The organism is Alteromonas sp. KUL150, assembly GCF_009811475.1.
Taxonomy (GTDB): domain Bacteria; phylum Pseudomonadota; class Gammaproteobacteria; order Enterobacterales; family Alteromonadaceae; genus Alteromonas; species Alteromonas gracilis.
Genome location: NZ_BLIJ01000006.1, coordinates 37,314 through 54,825, shown reverse-complemented (window position 1 = coordinate 54,825; position 17,512 = coordinate 37,314). Strand labels below are relative to the sequence as shown.

Genomic DNA, 17,512 nt, shown 5'->3' with positions numbered 1-17,512 from the left:
CCAGAAAATATCTGTTGAAAGCGTTTCGTTTAATGCCTCGCTTCAACGTGGTGCGTATTATACATAGGGACTTACTCAACACAAGTGCTTAGCACCGAAATATTTCATTTTTCTGACTGTTCGCAGCTTAATTGACCAATATGCGCAAAGTTAATACGAAAAAGCGCGTATTCAACCCTACGCCCCCGGTTTTCCCAGCCGACCTATTGAAATTTTTCCATTTTTTCAGCAAGAGAAAAGTCGAGTTCTGTCAATCCATCGGCATCGTGCGTTGTAAGTGTTACCTCAACCCTGTTATAAACATTAAACCATTCTGGATGATGCTTTAACTTCTCGGCCCAAATAGCAATTTGAGACATCCAGCCAAATGCTCTGATAAAACTTTTAAACGTGAATGTTTTTTTGATGCAATCACCACTTCGCTCCCAATGCGTGCCGTCTGTAACTAAATCATTAAGTGCAGCCAATTTAGTGGCAATAGTATCGTCCGCTAGCTTTGTCGGCATTCTAATCTCCCAGTAGGTTTCTATAAGCCTTTTACTTACTTTAAATAATGAGAGTTAGATTAGAAAAGGGATATGCATAAAACTTGAAAAAATGTGTGGAGCTTTTAGTTTACAAAAAGCCGGCTTTGGAAGCCGGCTCTATCTTTCAGCAATTTTCAGCAATAACCTTAAAACTCTATTGCTAGCCTCGCATAAATTTGTCGACCACGAGGATCATGCACCTTTGAATCAAAGCCGCTGTTTGTGAATACCTGCGGTGGTTCTTCGTCAAATAGATTGACTCCACCTATGGTCAATACATAACTTTGATCGGTGTCGAAAACGCTACCTAAGTCAATGTTGTACTGAGCGTCAACCGTTAGCATGCTGTCGATTTCATAAAAACCATTTGCACATCCACCGGTATTACTTGTTCCATCTGCACAGTTTTGATCATCGTCATATGATGATATGTATCGCAAGAACAGGTTTGCTGCATGTACATCATGTTGCCAGTTAAGACCAATATTCATACGTAACTCTGGCGATGACACACCTATGTTATTGAAGTTACGGCGACCAGCACCATCTATATCCCCTGCTTGCGGGTCGTTCAAGTCATACTTGGTAATATAAGTTGCTTGAATAGTCGGTGTAAAGTTCCCGAGCTCCGTCTCCATTTTATAGCTAGAAACGAAGTCTATGCCCGATGTTTCAAGCGAACTTGCGTTAACATAAGTATTGTTAATCTGTAATACTGGCCCCGTTAAAGGGTCTCCAGCACGAACGATCCGCGAAGTATCAGTAGGATCTGCGTTCAATAGCGCTTGCGCATTCTCCTGAATGATCAAATCTTCAAATTCAAAGTTCCAATAATCTAACTCGATTGATAGGTCTCTGAACGGCTCGTAAGAAAAACCTATGTTGTACGCTGTAGATTCCTCAGGTTTCAAATCCTCATTACCCGATGTACGCACTGCGACAAAAGCCTGCGCACCTTGCACTGGGTCGACAACTTGTTGCAGTGACGTAGCTCCCCCTTGCGCTAGGAATACGGTTGGCGCTCTAAATGACGTCGAGATCGAGCCTCGTAGCGAAAATTCGTCTGTCGCGCGCCATGATATAGCCAACTTAGGATCGACTGTGCTACCAATACTACCGCCGTAATCTTCATAACGAACAGCCAACTGCACGTCGAGTTCGTCACTAACCGGTAATGCCAATTCCCCAAATGCTGCCCAAACATCTTGGCTTCCATCTAAGTCAGGGTTACCGATAACAAAGGTGAAACTGTCTTGATTAGATAATTCATCGTAATCCTGTCTCAGGCTGTTTTCACGATACTGAACCCCGAGTGCGAGCGCGGCATAACCGCCACCCATTTCGAAGGTATCAAAAGAAGTAAACGCTTCGAATACTTCTAAATCAGATTTCGAGTCGATGACCTGCTTAGCCGTAAATGAATTAAGTACATAGTCTGAGTTAGGTGCACTTGTGTATGACGTTGCAAATGGATTGAAAAATTCGCAGCTACCCTCACCTGGTGTTCCCAAGACTGGATTACAGTTTGAGCCACCGAAACCTAACAGCGCGAGTTGAAATTCAGTGTTCAATACATCGGGTACTGAAAATACAAAATCATTCACCGCTCTTGTATAACTTATTTCCCAGAAACCACTATCAGTTACGCCTTGTAAATTTGTGCTAAAGCGGAATGTATCTGACTCGGTATTTGCAGCATCACCTGGCTGCCCGTTGCCTTCAGCACGGCCAAAAAACGACACCGCACGCCCAAATGGGTTTTGTGGGTGATAGTCTGGAACCACTGGTGCAGTCAAAATAGGAAAGCTTGGCGCACCACCGCGCTCGGCTCGGTTCCGTGCCATGCCAATTTCAGTCGTCCATGTAATATCGTCTGTAAATTCGTACTCGGCGCGAGTATATGCATTGATGCGGCTTTCATCCGGCACATAAGAATAAAACGGCCCGAAATCGAAACCACAAAGGCCAACATCAAGCCCAGGAACGGTACCTTCCGGTGCTAGTATCTGTGGAAAACCGCCAAATTCTTCACATCCAAACGGATCAATAACTGGAACACCAGGCGCAATGAAGAAGCTAGCTGGATTCCCTAAGGCACTGGTATCGTCCTGCGGACGACTCAAGCGTCTATCGTTTATAAAAAGCGGAGAACGATTTGTATAACTAATTGCCGCAATAACATTACCTTTATCGCCTGTCGCTCCCCATAGGCCCTGAAGGACATATTCCTTATTATCGCCATGTGCACCGTCTTGATAATCGACGCTCACCATCGCACCATCGTAATTACGCTTTGTAATAAAGTTCACTACGCCCGCTACAGCATCAGAACCGTATAAAGCAGATGCACCGTCCTTTACTACTTCCATGCGATCGATGGCAATCATGGGAACTAATGAACTTGTATCTACGAAGTTCAACCCTTCATTTGTAGGCTGAGCGGTTACAACTTGTCGCTTGTTATTAAGGAGTACTAGGGTTGAGGCAACACCAAGACCGCGAAGGTTTATGTTAGATGTGCCTGCGGTTGCGTTTTGAGTAAACGCATCAGGGTTATTTTCAGCGCCGGTATTAATAGTAAGGGTCTGAGTAATATCTGCAATATTTTTCGCGCCAATCGCGTCAATAGCGACGCTATCGACGACAGCGAGGGGTGAAGGAGATTCAAAGTTTTCACTTCGACGAACGAAACTTCCGGTAACTAGAATGAGTTCGACATCTTTTTTAGCTTCTTGCTCATTCTCTACTTCAGCTTCTTGGGCTGATGCAAGGTAAGGAGAACAAAATAAAGCAGTGCCTACCACGGCGGCAACCGCTGTCTTACGCGTTTTAAATTTCATAGTGTGATTCCAAATCTGGGCTTATCACTACCGGCACTACTACCCACACTTTCCGCTAGCAACAGGCTGTTCGATTTTGTGTTGTTATTGTGATAGGCCATCCACAAATTGTGACCTACCGTTTTGATACTATGCGCGATTTCTAACTTTGTAAATTTATTGTGAATAATATGTTTACATTAATTTTACACATGGTCTGACCAGGTAGACTTTAGACTAATATGGGATGCCCATCTCACAATTTCTTGAACCTACTTTATGTGAATATGTTTCACTCAATCGGTAATTCATACACACCAGCTACTATTTGGCTCTTAACCTTCGGCCACCCACCTTTATAAACCGCATAAATTTCATAAACATACCCCATCTATATACTAGGAATGAATCTTGAAACTCTCTAAATAAAATATGTGAAGGTAATGAGGATTATGGAGTTTCCAAAAGTTGATGAGGTCTACAAGCTTTTAAGTGAAAAGCTTGAGAGTTGGATAGAAGGAGGTATCACCCTTCTCCCCAATATCGTTGTTGCGTTTCTTATCGCTATTTTGTTTGGAATTATTGCGAAAGTCGTCGGCAACGTAGTTGGAAAACTCATGCGACGTAATTTCGAGTCTCGTCAAATAGCTGGTCTTCTTACTTCTATTATTAAATCTATTATCCTCGTGGCGGGTATCTTCATTGCGTTAGACTTTGTTGGGCTCAAAGGTACAGTCACATCTCTTTTGGCCGGGGCCGGAATTGTAGGTTTAGCCATAGGCTTTGCCTTCCAAGACATGACTGAAAACTTTATCGCTGGTGTAGCGATGGGTATTAGAAAACCCTTTGAAATCGGTGATGTTATTGAGGCAGAGGGCGTTTTTGGGAATGTTAAGGAAATCAACCTTCGAAATACGCTGGTCGAAACCTTTTACGGGCAGTTAGAGGTAATTCCAAACAAAATACTATTTCGCAACATACTGACTAACTATTCAACGTTGGGTTATCGACGAATAGAGGTGCCGGTAGGCATATCATATGCAGATGATATTGAGCAAGCTGCAAAAGTCATCACAGATGCAATGAACGATAAAGACTATGTCATTAAGAAAGACGAAACCGCCGTTTATGCAGAGTCTTTCGGCGATTCCAGTATTAACCTTCTTTTATGGTTTTGGATTCGATATCCAGGAGAGCCTGGGTTTATGGTAGTGCGCCACGATGCCATAAATACGGTCAAAACAGTATTAGAGGATAACGATATTCTTATTCCGTTTCCTATCAGGACATTGGACTTTAACGCCAAAGGCGGCGATAAGCTTAATGCAATGATTAACCAAAAAGAGGAACGCGGAACAAGCAAGGCAGATTCAACTTCGACACAAACAACGTCGGATAAAAAAGCAGGTAACGATTCAGATCAACCTGATGAAGAGTAAATCCAAAGGAGAGACAAATGGAAATGTTAAATTCAAATACACGTAAACACGCATTTTTGGCCCTTATACTTGCAGCAAGCATTGGTAGCCTAGGTGGCTGTGCAACCATTGAAGGCGCAGGCAAAGATATTCAAAGTGCAGGCGAAGCGGTAGAAGAAGGCGCAGAAGAAGCATCGAACTAGTACGTTCACAATGTCGCTTCTAACGCTCATTGTTCTTTAGAAATTTAAAAAGCCTGAAGATAAGCGAAAGCATCGTTCAGGCTTTTTTATTTCTAGTATTTCAGTGATGAGTTTTATATGGAAAAGCTAAAACGTTGGGAAAATTCTAAACGTGCACGTGCGCAGGCCTACGGCTTTAACACGGCTAGCATAAGGAAGCTACCGACAAGCGCTGGATTCCCGCTCGATTTGAGTAAACATGATGCTTCTACTTTAAACAGTTTGCCCTGTGGCTTTTCAGTAACCTCAACGAGAGTAAAATGATACTTCAGCGAGTCGTTACTTTTAACTGGTTCTAGAAAGCGCAATTTATCTATGCCGTAATTTATCATAGACGCAATTTTATCACTGGGAGATATGACTTCCGCGAAAGCCTTTGGCATTAGACTTGCGCTTAAAAAACCGTGAGCAATGGTTGATTTAAAGGGGCTTTCCATCTCGCAACGCGCTACATCTAAGTGTATCCATTGGTGATCTCCCGTCGCATCTGCAAACTGATTAATCATGTCCTGAGTTATTGGCAGCCATTCAGACTGCTCAAGTGAATCTCCTACCGATAAATCCAAAAGTGTTTTCATGTTCGCGTCTCTTTCCTGTTGAATATTGTTAAAACTACTATTATTCACTTGAATGTTTCAATTAACTTTTAATAATAGGTATTTATAAACATTCTTGTTACACTAACGTAAATTATTCGTAGATGCTATGTAGCGGCACGAGAAGTTGTTGCAATTGTTTTCGCTGAGTCGCACTCAGTGCTTTTTCATCTATTGGCTTTTTTTCAGGGCATTCGCTCTTAAAGGATTAGTTATGAATCTCAATAGAATAGATTTGAACCTTTTTGCTGTATTCGACGCCATTTATACCGCCGGAAGTTTGACCAAGGCAGCAGATGTTTTGTGTATCACACAACCTGCTGTGAGTAATTCATTAGCTAGATTAAGAGAAATGCTAAATGACCCGCTTTTTGTGAGAACGGGCCACAGCATGACACCAACACCCGTTGCGCAAAACATTATTGTACCTGCCCGCCAAGCCTTGGCGTTACTTCGCAAAAGTGTGCAAGAAAGCCATACCTTCGACCCGCTAACAGCGGAGAAGTCGTTTAACTTTGCGAGCCGAGATTTGCTTGAAGCTAGTATCATGCCTCGCTTAGTTGCAAGACTTCAAAACCTGGCACCAAATATAGGTCTAACTAACTATGAGATACCGCGAAGCCAAGTGGTATCGGCAATGGCGGCAGGTACACTAGACTTTTTTGCCGATGCATCTACCTTTACCGACCCTCACTTGTGCAAAGAAAAGATAGCGCAGGACAGATTCGTCGTATTGGCTCGAAAAAATCACCCTGCCCTCAAAAATGGACTGGATCTCGAGACTTTTCTTCGACTTGGGCATATCAATGTTTCCCAGCGGAAATCAGGGGCAGGTCCTATTGATGTCGCATTAGACAAGATGGGGAAAAGAAGAAAAGAAGTCATGCGCGGTCAACACTTTCTTACTGTACCAAGCACAATTGTGAAAACTGATTTGATAGCGTGTTTACCATTTCATTTAGCAAAACATTACGACCTTGCTATATATGAGATGCCGTTTGACCTTCCCCCTGTAGAATACTATTTATATTGGCATGTAAGCGCAGACCATGACTATGCTCACATGTGGATGCGTGAGCAGATTATGGAAGTGGCAAGTAACTTCAAACCGCACTAAAAACACTCAATAAAAGCGCTTAAATTTAAGCGCTTTTTTCAGTATCCAGTCTTAGTTATAACCCTGCATACCGGTGTATTGTTAATAACATTTCCATACTCCTCGCTTTATCTTTTAATTATCTCGAGCGAACAAACAAATCTAAATTTACTCGAGGAATTAACCATGTTGAAAATAGTTAAAACTTCTCTTGTTATTGCTGCATCATTTGGTATGTCGGGTATCGCACATGCCGATGTTAGCGAAGCACTAGCAAATATTTGCACTATCGTACAAGCAGACGATAAAGGCGAACTTAGAAAAAAAATGCGTTCAGTTGAATCTGACTATCGCATGAAATTGAAAGACTACTATTCCGGTATCAGCTGCGGTGGTAACAGTCTTATTCGTACCGCACTTCTAAGCAACGCCGTTGAAGCTGGCGAGCTGCTTGTTAAAAAAATGCCTAAGAGCGATTTGGAAGCACCAGAAGCTGACGGAAAAACGCTTCAAGCTTGGGTGGCTGAAAACGGTCTGCAGGATAATCCCATTGCAGCGGTAATTAACGACCGTCTGTAATACCTTTTCACACCATGTGAACCATTTCAACATGGTTGCAGAGAAATCTGCACTTTAAAAAGCGACCTTCGGGTCGCTTTTTTCTTTTCATCTTAAAAAGATAAAAGGAGAGTTATTGTTAACTCTCCTTTTATCTAATTATGAGTAACTAATACCTAACTGGCCTGAGTCACCGCTCGCTTTTCTCCGGAAACTCCTTCGCTTATCGAAAGTACAGGCTCATTTTTGTAAACACGCTCTAGAAACGCTTTGTACACATCAGCAAATTTTTCTTGCTGAGCAAACTCACCAAACACTTTTTCTATCATCAAAAAGCGTAAGGTACCTGTTTCGTTTTGCTGAGCAGCGCGATGAAATATCTCGGACAATACATCGTTTTATTTCTAATGACTTTCCATCTTGATAGATAATATATCGTCTCTTAATAACGTCGATTTTATTGATGATGCGCTAAGCAAACTCGCTGGTTCGAGTATGCATAGCGAGAACAGCAAACGCAAAAAACAGCATGAACGCTGTTTTTTTACACTTTATTTGATCATTTCCCATCCACCAGTTCTGGTATGCGTTAACCTCGCAAGCCCTTTAATACTAAAGGCTATAACGAAGCTCACGCTATCTACGCCTTTAGTATAAGGTATTAAGTGACATACATGGTTATTTGAGTGAATGTTTTTTAATCATCTCGATTGTCTTTTAATAAAACCCGAACAAACAATCTCTCTGAATAATTAAATATACGAAGGAAATTTAACCATGTTGAAAATCGTTAAAACTTCTCTAATCATCGCTACATCAACACTTGCTTTTTCAAACACAGCGCAAGCGAATGACATAAACGAAGCACTTGCAAACATTTGTACTATCGTTCAGGCAGACGATAAGGGCGAGCTCCGCAAAAAGATGCGTAGCGTTCAGTCAGACTTTAAATTAAAGCTTCGCGATTACTACTCAGGCATTTCATGCGGCGGGCAAAGCTTAATCCGCACCGCGCTTAGCAGTAATGCAGTTGAAGTAGGTACGCTACTTGTTAAGAAAATGCCGAGTAAAGATCTAGCTGAACCAGAATCAGACGGCAAAACATTACAAGCTTGGATTGCTGAGCAAGGACTGCAGAGCTCTCCAATTTCAGCTGAGCTTAACGACAGAATTTAGGTATCATATCACATCACCATGTGAATCAATTCAACATGGTTGCAGCGAATGCTGCACTCGAAGGCCCCACTGCTACGGGGCCTTTTTTATTGGCGCGCTGCCTTCGCTAAGACTGACTACCGCTTAAAGTATGCTTTCGTATACCCTGTTATTTTACAGCATGTTTTTCAATTAGTTAGATTAGGGTTTAATACATCTCAACGAACAAACATTAACTAAACAACAACCGAAGGAATTTAACCATGTTGAAAATCGTTAAAACTTCTCTAGTAATTGCGGCATCTACTTTAGCTTTTTCTAACGCAGCACAGGCGAATGATATCAACGAAGCGCTAGCAAATATCTGCACAATCGTTCAAGCAGACGATAAAGGTGAACTTCGTAAAAAAATGCGTAGCGTACAGTCAGACTACAAGTTAAAACTTCGCGACTACTACTCAGGTATTTCTTGCAACGGCCAAAGCCTCATTCGAACGGCTATTACTAGCAACGCAGTTGAAGTGGGTACGCTACTCGTTAAGCAGATGCCTAGCAAAGACTTGGCTGAGCCTGAGTCAGATGGCAAGACATTGCAAGCTTGGATTGCTGAACAAGGTCTTCAAAGCTCACCAATTTCAGCTGAACTTAACGGCAGAATCTAATATAAAAATTTAGTCACACCATGTGATGTAACGCTTCAACATGGTAGCGGCGGGACGCCGCACTAGAGGCCCCTTCTTGGGGCCTCACCCTTTTCTAAGCCTCAAAATATTCTGCTATTTTTTCTCACATCTCAAAAGCTATGGTTTTTGAAAGTTGAGTAATGATTGCTCACTTAAATATACGTCAATTGTTGTAAAACCAGTTCGCATAGATAATTGCCCACACAGTTCGAAAGCATCAATCTACTTTCCCATAACGTTAAAATCAGAGAGTAAATAAAGATAAACAGGTATGCACTTGATGATCTTCTTCGTGTTCAAGGAGACTAAACAAATTCTAGCTTTAGTGATATCAGGAAGGAGAGTCAGGCCCAATTACATAACTATGAGAAAGTTATCAATCATGGAGCCATTTATCGTAGCAGCTCTGTCAGGCAACCTGTGGTGCAAATTAATAGAGAAGTTTCAGCCATTCTCCTCTAACTGAGGTATACAGCAAGTCCGCCGTCTATATTAGAATAGTGTAGCAACTATCACGTTGCACGCTTGATTTAAGTTTTAAAAACAAAAAGACCGAACTAAATGGGGTATCCAACTATAAATTGGTTACCCCATTCGCTCGGCCTTAGATGCGCATCTTTAGCTACGCGCGTATTTTAGAGCTCGTTTAACTACTCTGCCATTACTCGACAGCAAACATACTCTCTGGCATAGACATCAAGTTATCTGCACCTGATTGCATCGCAGAAACCAGCGAGCGAGTACGCGTTAACAGACGGTCAAAGTAGAAGCCTGTCGTTAAGATCTTGCTCTTGTAGAACTCGGTTTCTGTACTACCTGCATCAAGCTGCTCTTGCGCTTTTACTGCCATTTTGAGCCAGAAATAAGCCACCGATACATAGCCTGAATACATTAAGTAATCGACTGACGCAGCACCAATTTCATCTGGATTAGACGCGGCTGCTTTACCAATATCCATAGTAATTTGCTGCCACTCGTCAAGGTGTGAGCTAAGCGCGTTAGTCCAAGCACTGAACTGTGCGTTGTCACGTAGAGAGTTGCAGTAGTCGCGCACTTCTTGAACAAATACGTTAAGCAGCTCACCATTAGAACCCATCACTTTACGGCCTAATAGATCAACCGCTTGGATACCTGTAGTACCTTCATACATGGTACAAATACGTGTATCACGGGCTAGCTGTTCCATGCCCCATTCTTTAATGAAGCCATGACCACCATAAACCTGCATGCCGTAGCTAGTTGCTTCTTGGGCTGTTTCAGTTAGAAACGCTTTCACGATAGGTGTTAAGAAGGCCAGTTTAGCTTCGGCTACTTGTTTTTCTGCAGCGTCATCACCGTATAGCGTAACGTCTACTAGTTGCATGCAGTAGGCAGCAAGCGCGCGATTACCTTCCGCGAAGGCTTTTTGCGTCAACAACATACGGCGTACATCTGGGTGCACGATAATAGGATCAGCCGGGCCATCTGGGTTCTTGCGCCCCGTCAATGAACGGAACTGGATACGGTCTTTTGCGTAGCGTAATGCCCCCTGGAAGGCTGCTTCAGACGCGGCTAAGCCTTCAAGCCCCGTACCTATCCGTGCAGTATTCATGAAGGTGAACATGCAGTTAAGACCGCGGTTTGGTGGGCCAATCAAGAAGCCTTTAGCACCGTCAAAGTTAATCACACAGGTAGCGCTGGCTTTGATACCCATCTTATGTTCAATGCTGCCACAGCTCACTGCGTTTCTATCTTGCTTTTCCCCGTCTTCAGAGACGTTGAATTTAGGCACAACAAATAGCGAGATACCCTTAGTGCCTTCTGGTGCATCTGGTAAACGAGCCAACACAATGTGAACGATATTTTCCGACATATCGTGCTCGCCAGCAGAGATAAAGATTTTTGTCCCCGTTAAGCTGTAGCTACCGTCTTCCTGAGGTTCCGCACGGCATTTAAGCATGCCGAGGTCTGAACCGCAGTGTGCTTCAGTTAGGCACATCGTTCCTGTCCACTCGCCACTGATGAGTTTCTCAAGGAACATCTTTTGCTGTATTTCAGTGCCATGAGCTTTTAACGTTTCCATACAGCCTTGGCTGAGACCTGGATACATTGCCCACGAATGATTCGCACCTGAGAACCACTCAGCAATGATAGAAGACAGTGAGTACGGCAGCGCCTGCCCGCCAAACTCTTCCGGGTGAGACATACTTGGCCAGCCGCCTTCTACGTAGGTTTGGTAGGCTTCTTTGAAGCCTTTCGGCGTCGTTACTTCACCATCAACCCACTTACAGCCTTCCTCGTCACCCGACGCGTTGATAGGCGCCAGCGTGTTTTCAGAGAACTTTGCGGCTTCAGCGAAAATTGCCGACACCAAGTCTTCTGAAGCTTCTTCGAAACCTAACTTCTGATAGTGATTTTGATAATCTAATAGCTCATGTGTTACAAACATGGCGTCACGTTGTGGAGCTTTATAACCTTCCATACCCAATACCTATAGAACTTCAAATAAACCAGCAGCGCCCATGCCGCCACCGATACACATGGTACAAACTACATACTTTGCACCGCGTCGTTTACCTTCGATGAGTGCGTGACCCACCATGCGAGCACCGCTCATGCCGTACGGGTGACCAATAGAAATGGCACCGCCGTTTACATTTAATAATTCGTCTGGAATGCCCAACTTATCGCGACAATACAGAACCTGTACTGCGAACGCTTCGTTAAGCTCCCATAGACCAATATCGTCCATGGTTAATCCATGCTGCTTTAATAGCTTAGGAATGGCGAATACTGGGCCAATTCCCATTTCATCTGGCTCACAGCCTGCTACTGCAATACCGCGATAGATACCAAGTGGCTGAGCACTCCCCTTCGCCGCTGACTGCTCATCCATAATAACGGTCGCGCTAGCGCCGTCAGAGAGCTGACTTGCGTTACCTGCGGTAATGCAGCCACCTTCGATAACAGGGTTAAGTGCCTTTAGGCCCTCTAACGTGGTCTCTGGACGATTACCTTCATCTTTTGACAAGGTGACTTCACGCTCTGATGTTTCACCTGTTTCTTTGTTAAATATCGCTTGGACTGCGGTAATTGGCACAATTTCATCATCAAACTTACCCGCTTCCTGCGCCGCTGCGGTTCGCATTTGACTTTGATAACCGTATTCGTCTTGAACGTCGCGGCTAATATTGTAGCGCTTGCCCACAACTTCAGCAGTTTGAAGCATTGGCATGTAGATATCTTTGTGCTTAGCGACAAGCGCAGGGTCTACCGCACGAAACATGTTCATATTCTTGTTTTGCACTAAAGAAATCGAATCTAAGCCACCTGCTACCATAATATTGGTATCGCCAGTGCGGATTGAGTTTGCTGCGGTGGCAATTGCATACATGCCAGAACTGCATTGGCGGTCAAGCGTCATACCCGCCACTGTCACCGGTAAACCACCAGCCAAACCAGCCAAACGACCAATATTCATGCCGCCACTGCCTTGTGTCAGTGCTGCGCCCATCACCACGTCATCGACACTGGCAGGGTCGATGCCCGCACGTGCTACTGCGTTTTGAATAGCGTGCCCACCTAATGACGGTGCGGGTAAGTTGTTTAGGGCACCTTTATAAGCCCGCCCAATTGGCGTTCGTGCTGTACTTACGATAACTGCATCACGCATATTTATATTCCTTTCATTTAGGCTGAGAGTTCAGCCAGAATTTAGCTAGGCTTGTGTACTTTTCACTGGCTGCCTAGCTTTCCCAAGTCTTTATATCTAGTGACGAAAACTTTTACCCGCTCTCGTCGCTAATTTCTTGCTACATCAAGTTACGACTACTTCGCTTGATAGCTTTTAAACGTGCCGCCGTTTTGCGCTAATTTCACTAGCAGATCACTTGGCTCAAGCCACATTTTTCCGTACTCACCCAATTGATCACGATAAGTAGTCAGCTTTTCTAAAATAGTGCCAACCCCTACTTCATCGGCATATTGCATAGGGCCGCCGCGATACACTGGGAAACCATAACCGTAAACGTAAATCACATCGATATCGCTTGATTTAGCCGCAATGCCCTCTTCTAAGATGGCAGCACCCTCGTTTATTAATGAGTACATAACGCGAACGAGAATTTCCTCATCGCTGATGTCTGAGCGCTGCTCAACCCCAAGACGTTCTGCCTCTTGTTTTGCAATTTCTAGTACCTCAGGGTCGGGGATTGGCACTCGACTGCCTGGCTCATAGTTGTAGGTCCCACGTCCGGTTTTAAGACCGTTGCGCCCCTTTTCTACCAAACGATCGGCTACTGCGCCATAAGCAGGATCGTGTGAGATATATTCTTGGCGAGATTGACGCACGTAGTAACCAATATCTAAGCCTGCCATGTCGCCCATGGTGAACGGCCCCATCGGCATGCCAAACTCGGTTAGGACGCGATCAACCTGTTCAGGCGTCGCTCCCTCAAGAAGCAATCTGTTGGCTTCACGACCGTAAGGCTCAATCATGCGGTTACCCACAAAACCGAAGCAAACGCCAACCAACACCGCTACTTTTTTAATGCGTTTAGCCATTTTCATACAAGTCTTAATGACTTCTGCAGATGTCTTCTCTGCTTTTACGACTTCAAGCAGCTTCATTACATTAGCCGGCGAGAAGAAGTGAAGACCAATAACATCTTCTGGGCGCGATGTGGCAGTCGCAATTTCGTCAATATCTAATGTTGACGTATTAGACGCTAAGATGGCGCCGGGCTTACACACTTTGTCAAGCGTCGAAAACACCGTTTTCTTCACTTCCATCTTCTCGAACACGGCTTCAATAACAAGATCAACATCAGCTAAGTCGTCATACGAAGTCGTACCAGACAGGAGCGCCATACGGCTTTCCACTTGTTCTTGAGTTAACTTGCCTTTTTTCGCTGAATTTTCGTAATTCTTTCGAATTAGCGCCAACCCTTTTTCCAGCGCCTCTTCTTTTAATTCAAGCATCGTGACCGGAATGCCAGCATTGGCAAAGTTCATGGCAATACCGCCACCCATGGTACCTGCGCCAATGATGGCGACTTTCTCAATACTGCGTTCAGGGGTGTTTTTATCGAAATCACTTACGTGACCCGCCGCGCGTTCGGCAAAGAAAAAATGCTGCTGAGCACGAGCCTGTGGCGTATTCATGCATTCCATGAAGAGTTTGCCTTCGTTTTTAAGGCCGTCTTCAAACGAAAGTGTGTAGGCACCGCGCACAGCTTCAATACATTTAAGCGGTGCGAAGAATCCTCGCGTTGCTTTTTTAGTTTGTGCAGTAACTGCATCGAAAACCGCCTGCGTTTCGTCAGACATGGTTAACGCAATGTCACTGGTACGCTTTATCGCTTTTTCTGGCGTTAGCGATTGTAGGTAATTTTTTGTATCTTCAAGCAAATGCTCTGGCTTGTCAGAAATTTTATCGAACACACCAGGAAGCTTAACCACCGACGTTGGTTTACCAGTTACAATCATTTCTAAGGATGTTTGAGCGTCAGCTAAGCGTGGAAGTCTCTGCGTACCGCCTGCGCCAGGCAAAATGCCGAGATTAACTTCAGGTAAACCGACTTTGTTGTCGGCAAAGGTGATGCGATGATGACAGGCTAATGCTACCTCTAAACCGCCACCAAATGCAGGCCCAGGGAGGACAGCAACAACCGGCTTAGACGCATTTTCTATCTTGTCTAAAACTTCAGGCAGCATGGGCGATAAATCGCCGCCAGAGAATTCGCTAATATCGGCACCGCCGGAGAAAATAGGTAGTGAAGAAGTAATGACAATAGCGTTTACACTATCATCGCGTAATGCGTTGTCTATACCGCCTATCAACCCTACTCGAAGCGCGCGTGACAGCGCATTCACCGGCGCGCTCTGCATTGTCAGCGTAGCAACACCATGTTGTACTGCATATTCTACGGCTTTATTTTCCATCTCAGTCATAACCATGTCCTGTTTATCACGTTAATTGGATGTTATTGCAGTGTTGTTAATCATCCAAGTTTATTGGTGTTATAGACATTTATCATAATTTTTAATAATCACCGCTAGCCCCTTTGCTGTTTCATTTCTTGATGTAGAGCTTGTCCTACCTTGCTTAAGGTTTATTTGACAGAAAATAAAACCAGTGTTTTTGTTAATTGAGCAACACTTGTTATTACATTTTATTTACAAAAGGATAATTGGCTATGCAAGTGCTTAAAACACCGGAAAGCGCCTTCAACAAAATTACAGACTTTCCCTACTCTCCATGCTTCACTGAAATAACAGACACAGTCAGCAGTGAAATGACAATGGCCCATTATCAATGCGGACCAGAAGATGGACACACAGTCCTTTTAATGCACGGTGAACCTACATGGGCATATTTATACCGTAAAATGATGCCTGTATTGGCCGAAGCGGGATTCAACGTCATAGCACCGGATCTCATTGGTTTTGGGCGTTCAGATAAACCTGTTAGAAAAGAAGATTATTCCTACGCTCGACATCTTATATGGATAAAGGATTGGTTTACGCAGGTTGTGAAAGGGCCTACCACGTTGTTCTGCCAAGACTGGGGAGGATTGTTAGGGCTGCGACTCGTCGCTGACATGCCAGATTACTTTTCGGGTGTAATGGTTTCGAATACCGGATTACCAACCGGTGACCATTCGCCAAGCGAGGCGTTTATTAAATGGCGCCGCTTTTCACAAGATGTGCCGATATTTCCCACTTCAACAGTTATCCAAAATGGGACGACAACAGAATTAGATGAAGCGACACTTGCTGCTTACGACGCTCCCTTCCCTGACGAGCAATACAAAGCAGGGGCGCGGATGTTTCCCCTTCTTGTCCCTACAAGCCCAGACAGTGCAGAAGCACAGGCTAATAAGCAAGCATGGGATAAATTAAAGCAATTCAAAAAACCATTTATAACGGCTTTCGGCGATAGCGACCCCATAACGAAAGGCGGCGATAAATTATTTCAAAAACTTATCCCCGGCTGTAAAGGGATGGCCCATAGGTTAGTAGAAAACGGTGGTCACTTTATTCAGGAAGACCAGGGGGAACTGCTAGCTAACTTGCTTATTCAGTTTATTAAGAAAACCCAACTTAAGTAAGCAGGTTTTCAACAGACACTAAACCATTAACCATTAGGAGATAACCATGGATGCTCTACTCGATTTTTCAGGGCAAGTTGTATTAATTACAGGCGCTGGAAGCGGTTTTGGCCGCTTGTTATCACTCGGCCTTGCCAACCGCGGCGCAAAACTTGTTCTGTCAGATATTAATGAGACTGCACTAGAGGAGACGAAAAAGGACGTAAAAGCCCTCACTGATGTGGTGGTACTAGCGGGTAATATTGCCAGTGAATCACTTAATAAAGACTTAGTTGATAAAGCCATGGAAACCTTTGGCAGGCTGGATATCGCCGTGAATAACGCCGGTATTGCCCATAATCCAGCGCCTATTCACCAAATGACTGAGGAAATCATGGACTCCCAGTTTGCAGTGAATGTTAAGGGCGTTATGTTTGGAATGAAGTATCAAATTCCGGTAATGCTCGCACAAAAACAAGGGCACGTTTTAAATGTGAGTTCACTAGCAGGGTTAGGTGGAGCACCTAAAGGTGGCGCATATGCAGCCGCTAAACATGCGGTATCGGGTATAACGCGAACCGCCGCAGTAGAATACGGCCGCAAAAACGTACGCATTAATGCAATTTGCCCATTCTATAGTCCAACCAACATCCTGAACGTGGATGGTTATAATACCCCTGAGGCACGGGAACAGCTTGGCATGGGCAGCCCAATGAAACGTTTGGGCGAGCCGCAAGAAATCGTAAACACCATGATGCTAATGTTGTCACCAGGCAATAGCTATATGAACGGGCAAACAATAGCCGTAGACGGTGGTGTAACTGCGTGGTGATGCACTTCAAATATCCACAAAAGGCTTATTTAGCTAAATAAAGGTATAATAATGAATACCCTGGTATAACACGTAACGTTTCGATTTCATTCTACTTTAGGTGTAATGACTTTGAACAAACAAAGCCGACGAATGAGGTGGGTGCAACCGCCTCTTACGTCGAACCAGTCTTAGACAAGATGTAAGCCACGCTAATTGATTTTTAAGAGAAACGTGTTATGAAAACGCTGAGTAAATACATGCTTTTATCAATCGCGCTTAGTTCAATTGCATCCTCACCCTCTTTTGCCCTAGAGAATGAGGCATCATTTTCGATGATTCAAGCAAAGGAAATCTCGTCTAACCAAAACGTTAAAAAGCAACGCCTGAATAAGTCATTGGCGCTTAATGCTGTTAAACGCAGTATTTTTCCAGTGCCTCAAAGTAAAAAGCAGCCAAGCGGCCTTTTCTTAATTCATAGCGTTTTGCCCAACAACAGTTCAAAAGCTAACTAGCAACTATTCGACATTTAGCTGG

16 protein-coding genes are annotated in these 17,512 nt (G+C 44.0%); 9 read left to right on the top strand and 7 right to left on the bottom strand.

Going from position 1 to position 17,512, the window contains the following annotated elements; translation table 11 throughout:
- Nucleotides 1-203: 203 nt before the first annotated feature.
- Together GVO62_RS01185 and GVO62_RS01180 are read right to left on the bottom strand one after the other, a co-directional pair.
- Nucleotides 204-506 carry a 4a-hydroxytetrahydrobiopterin dehydratase gene (locus GVO62_RS01185; protein ID WP_105931075.1) on the bottom strand — a complete coding sequence of 101 codons (303 nt, stop codon included), beginning with the start codon at nt 504-506 and terminating at the stop codon, nt 204-206.
- A 167-nt stretch (nt 507-673) separates the two neighbouring features.
- Nucleotides 674-3,367 (bottom strand): TonB-dependent receptor plug domain-containing protein, encoded by a 2,694-nt coding sequence (locus tag GVO62_RS01180; protein WP_159117388.1) that lies wholly within the window; start codon nt 3,365-3,367, stop codon nt 674-676.
- A 431-nt stretch (nt 3,368-3,798) separates the two neighbouring features.
- Between GVO62_RS01180 and GVO62_RS01175 the strand changes: the two genes are divergently transcribed.
- Both GVO62_RS01175 and GVO62_RS01170 read left to right on the top strand, forming a co-directional pair.
- The gene (locus GVO62_RS01175) at nt 3,799-4,785 is read left to right on the top strand and encodes a mechanosensitive ion channel family protein (RefSeq protein WP_159117387.1); all 987 of its coding nucleotides are present in this window, start codon (nt 3,799-3,801) and stop codon (nt 4,783-4,785) included.
- Between the two features lie 17 nt (nt 4,786-4,802).
- Nucleotides 4,803-4,967, top strand: coding sequence for an entericidin A/B family lipoprotein (locus GVO62_RS01170; RefSeq protein ID WP_105931072.1), 165 nt, complete (start codon nt 4,803-4,805; stop codon nt 4,965-4,967).
- Nucleotides 4,968-5,134: 167 nt separating this feature from the next.
- On the opposite strand, the gene GVO62_RS01165 is transcribed toward GVO62_RS01170, so the two are convergent.
- Nucleotides 5,135-5,584 carry a MaoC family dehydratase gene (locus GVO62_RS01165; protein ID WP_159117386.1) on the bottom strand — a complete coding sequence of 150 codons (450 nt, stop codon included), beginning with the start codon at nt 5,582-5,584 and terminating at the stop codon, nt 5,135-5,137.
- A 232-nt stretch (nt 5,585-5,816) separates the two neighbouring features.
- Between GVO62_RS01165 and GVO62_RS01160 the strand changes: the two genes are divergently transcribed.
- Nucleotides 5,817-6,719 (top strand): LysR family transcriptional regulator, encoded by a 903-nt coding sequence (locus GVO62_RS01160; protein ID WP_105931070.1) that lies wholly within the window; start codon nt 5,817-5,819, stop codon nt 6,717-6,719.
- Between the two features lie 165 nt (nt 6,720-6,884).
- Nucleotides 6,885-7,277, top strand: coding sequence for a DUF3718 domain-containing protein (locus tag GVO62_RS01155; RefSeq protein WP_105931069.1), 393 nt, complete (start codon nt 6,885-6,887; stop codon nt 7,275-7,277).
- Nucleotides 7,278-7,432: 155 nt separating this feature from the next.
- Here GVO62_RS01155 and GVO62_RS01150 read toward each other — a convergent pair whose 3' ends face one another.
- The gene (locus tag GVO62_RS01150) at nt 7,433-7,645 is read right to left on the bottom strand and encodes a hypothetical protein (protein WP_236547032.1); all 213 of its coding nucleotides are present in this window, start codon (nt 7,643-7,645) and stop codon (nt 7,433-7,435) included.
- 388 nt (nt 7,646-8,033) lie between these two features.
- Here GVO62_RS01150 and GVO62_RS01145 point away from each other — a divergent pair, with 388 nt between their 5' ends.
- Together GVO62_RS01145 and GVO62_RS01140 are read left to right on the top strand one after the other, a co-directional pair.
- Nucleotides 8,034-8,432 (top strand): DUF3718 domain-containing protein, encoded by a 399-nt coding sequence (locus GVO62_RS01145; RefSeq protein WP_120959637.1) that lies wholly within the window; start codon nt 8,034-8,036, stop codon nt 8,430-8,432.
- A 242-nt stretch (nt 8,433-8,674) separates the two neighbouring features.
- Nucleotides 8,675-9,073, top strand: a complete 399-nt coding sequence (locus tag GVO62_RS01140) for a DUF3718 domain-containing protein (RefSeq protein WP_105931066.1) — start codon at nt 8,675-8,677, stop codon at nt 9,071-9,073.
- A 682-nt stretch (nt 9,074-9,755) separates the two neighbouring features.
- Here GVO62_RS01140 and GVO62_RS01135 read toward each other — a convergent pair.
- The 3 genes from GVO62_RS01135 to GVO62_RS01125 all read right to left on the bottom strand — a co-directional run bounded on the left by GVO62_RS01135 (nt 9,756) and on the right by GVO62_RS01125 (nt 15,025).
- Complete coding sequence (locus GVO62_RS01135) at nt 9,756-11,555, bottom strand: acyl-CoA dehydrogenase C-terminal domain-containing protein (RefSeq protein ID WP_159117385.1); 1,800 nt, start codon at nt 11,553-11,555, stop codon at nt 9,756-9,758.
- A 9-nt stretch (nt 11,556-11,564) separates the two neighbouring features.
- A complete protein-coding gene (locus GVO62_RS01130) occupies nt 11,565-12,746 on the bottom strand; it encodes an acetyl-CoA C-acyltransferase (protein WP_159117384.1) in 1,182 nt (393 codons plus the stop codon).
- A 155-nt stretch (nt 12,747-12,901) separates the two neighbouring features.
- Nucleotides 12,902-15,025 (bottom strand): 3-hydroxyacyl-CoA dehydrogenase NAD-binding domain-containing protein, encoded by a 2,124-nt coding sequence (locus GVO62_RS01125; RefSeq protein WP_159117383.1) that lies wholly within the window; start codon nt 15,023-15,025, stop codon nt 12,902-12,904.
- A gap of 245 nt (nt 15,026-15,270) precedes the next feature.
- Between GVO62_RS01125 and GVO62_RS01120 the strand changes: the two genes are divergently transcribed.
- The 3 genes from GVO62_RS01120 (at nt 15,271) to GVO62_RS01110 (ending at nt 17,490) form a co-directional block, all read left to right on the top strand.
- A complete protein-coding gene (locus tag GVO62_RS01120; RefSeq protein ID WP_159117382.1) occupies nt 15,271-16,185 on the top strand; it encodes a haloalkane dehalogenase in 915 nt (304 codons plus the stop codon).
- A gap of 46 nt (nt 16,186-16,231) precedes the next feature.
- Nucleotides 16,232-16,996 carry an SDR family NAD(P)-dependent oxidoreductase gene (locus GVO62_RS01115; protein ID WP_159117381.1) on the top strand — a complete coding sequence of 255 codons (765 nt, stop codon included), beginning with the start codon at nt 16,232-16,234 and terminating at the stop codon, nt 16,994-16,996.
- 218 nt (nt 16,997-17,214) lie between these two features.
- Nucleotides 17,215-17,490 carry a hypothetical protein gene (locus tag GVO62_RS01110; protein ID WP_159117380.1) on the top strand — a complete coding sequence of 92 codons (276 nt, stop codon included), beginning with the start codon at nt 17,215-17,217 and terminating at the stop codon, nt 17,488-17,490.
- Nucleotides 17,491-17,512 lie beyond the last annotated feature (22 nt).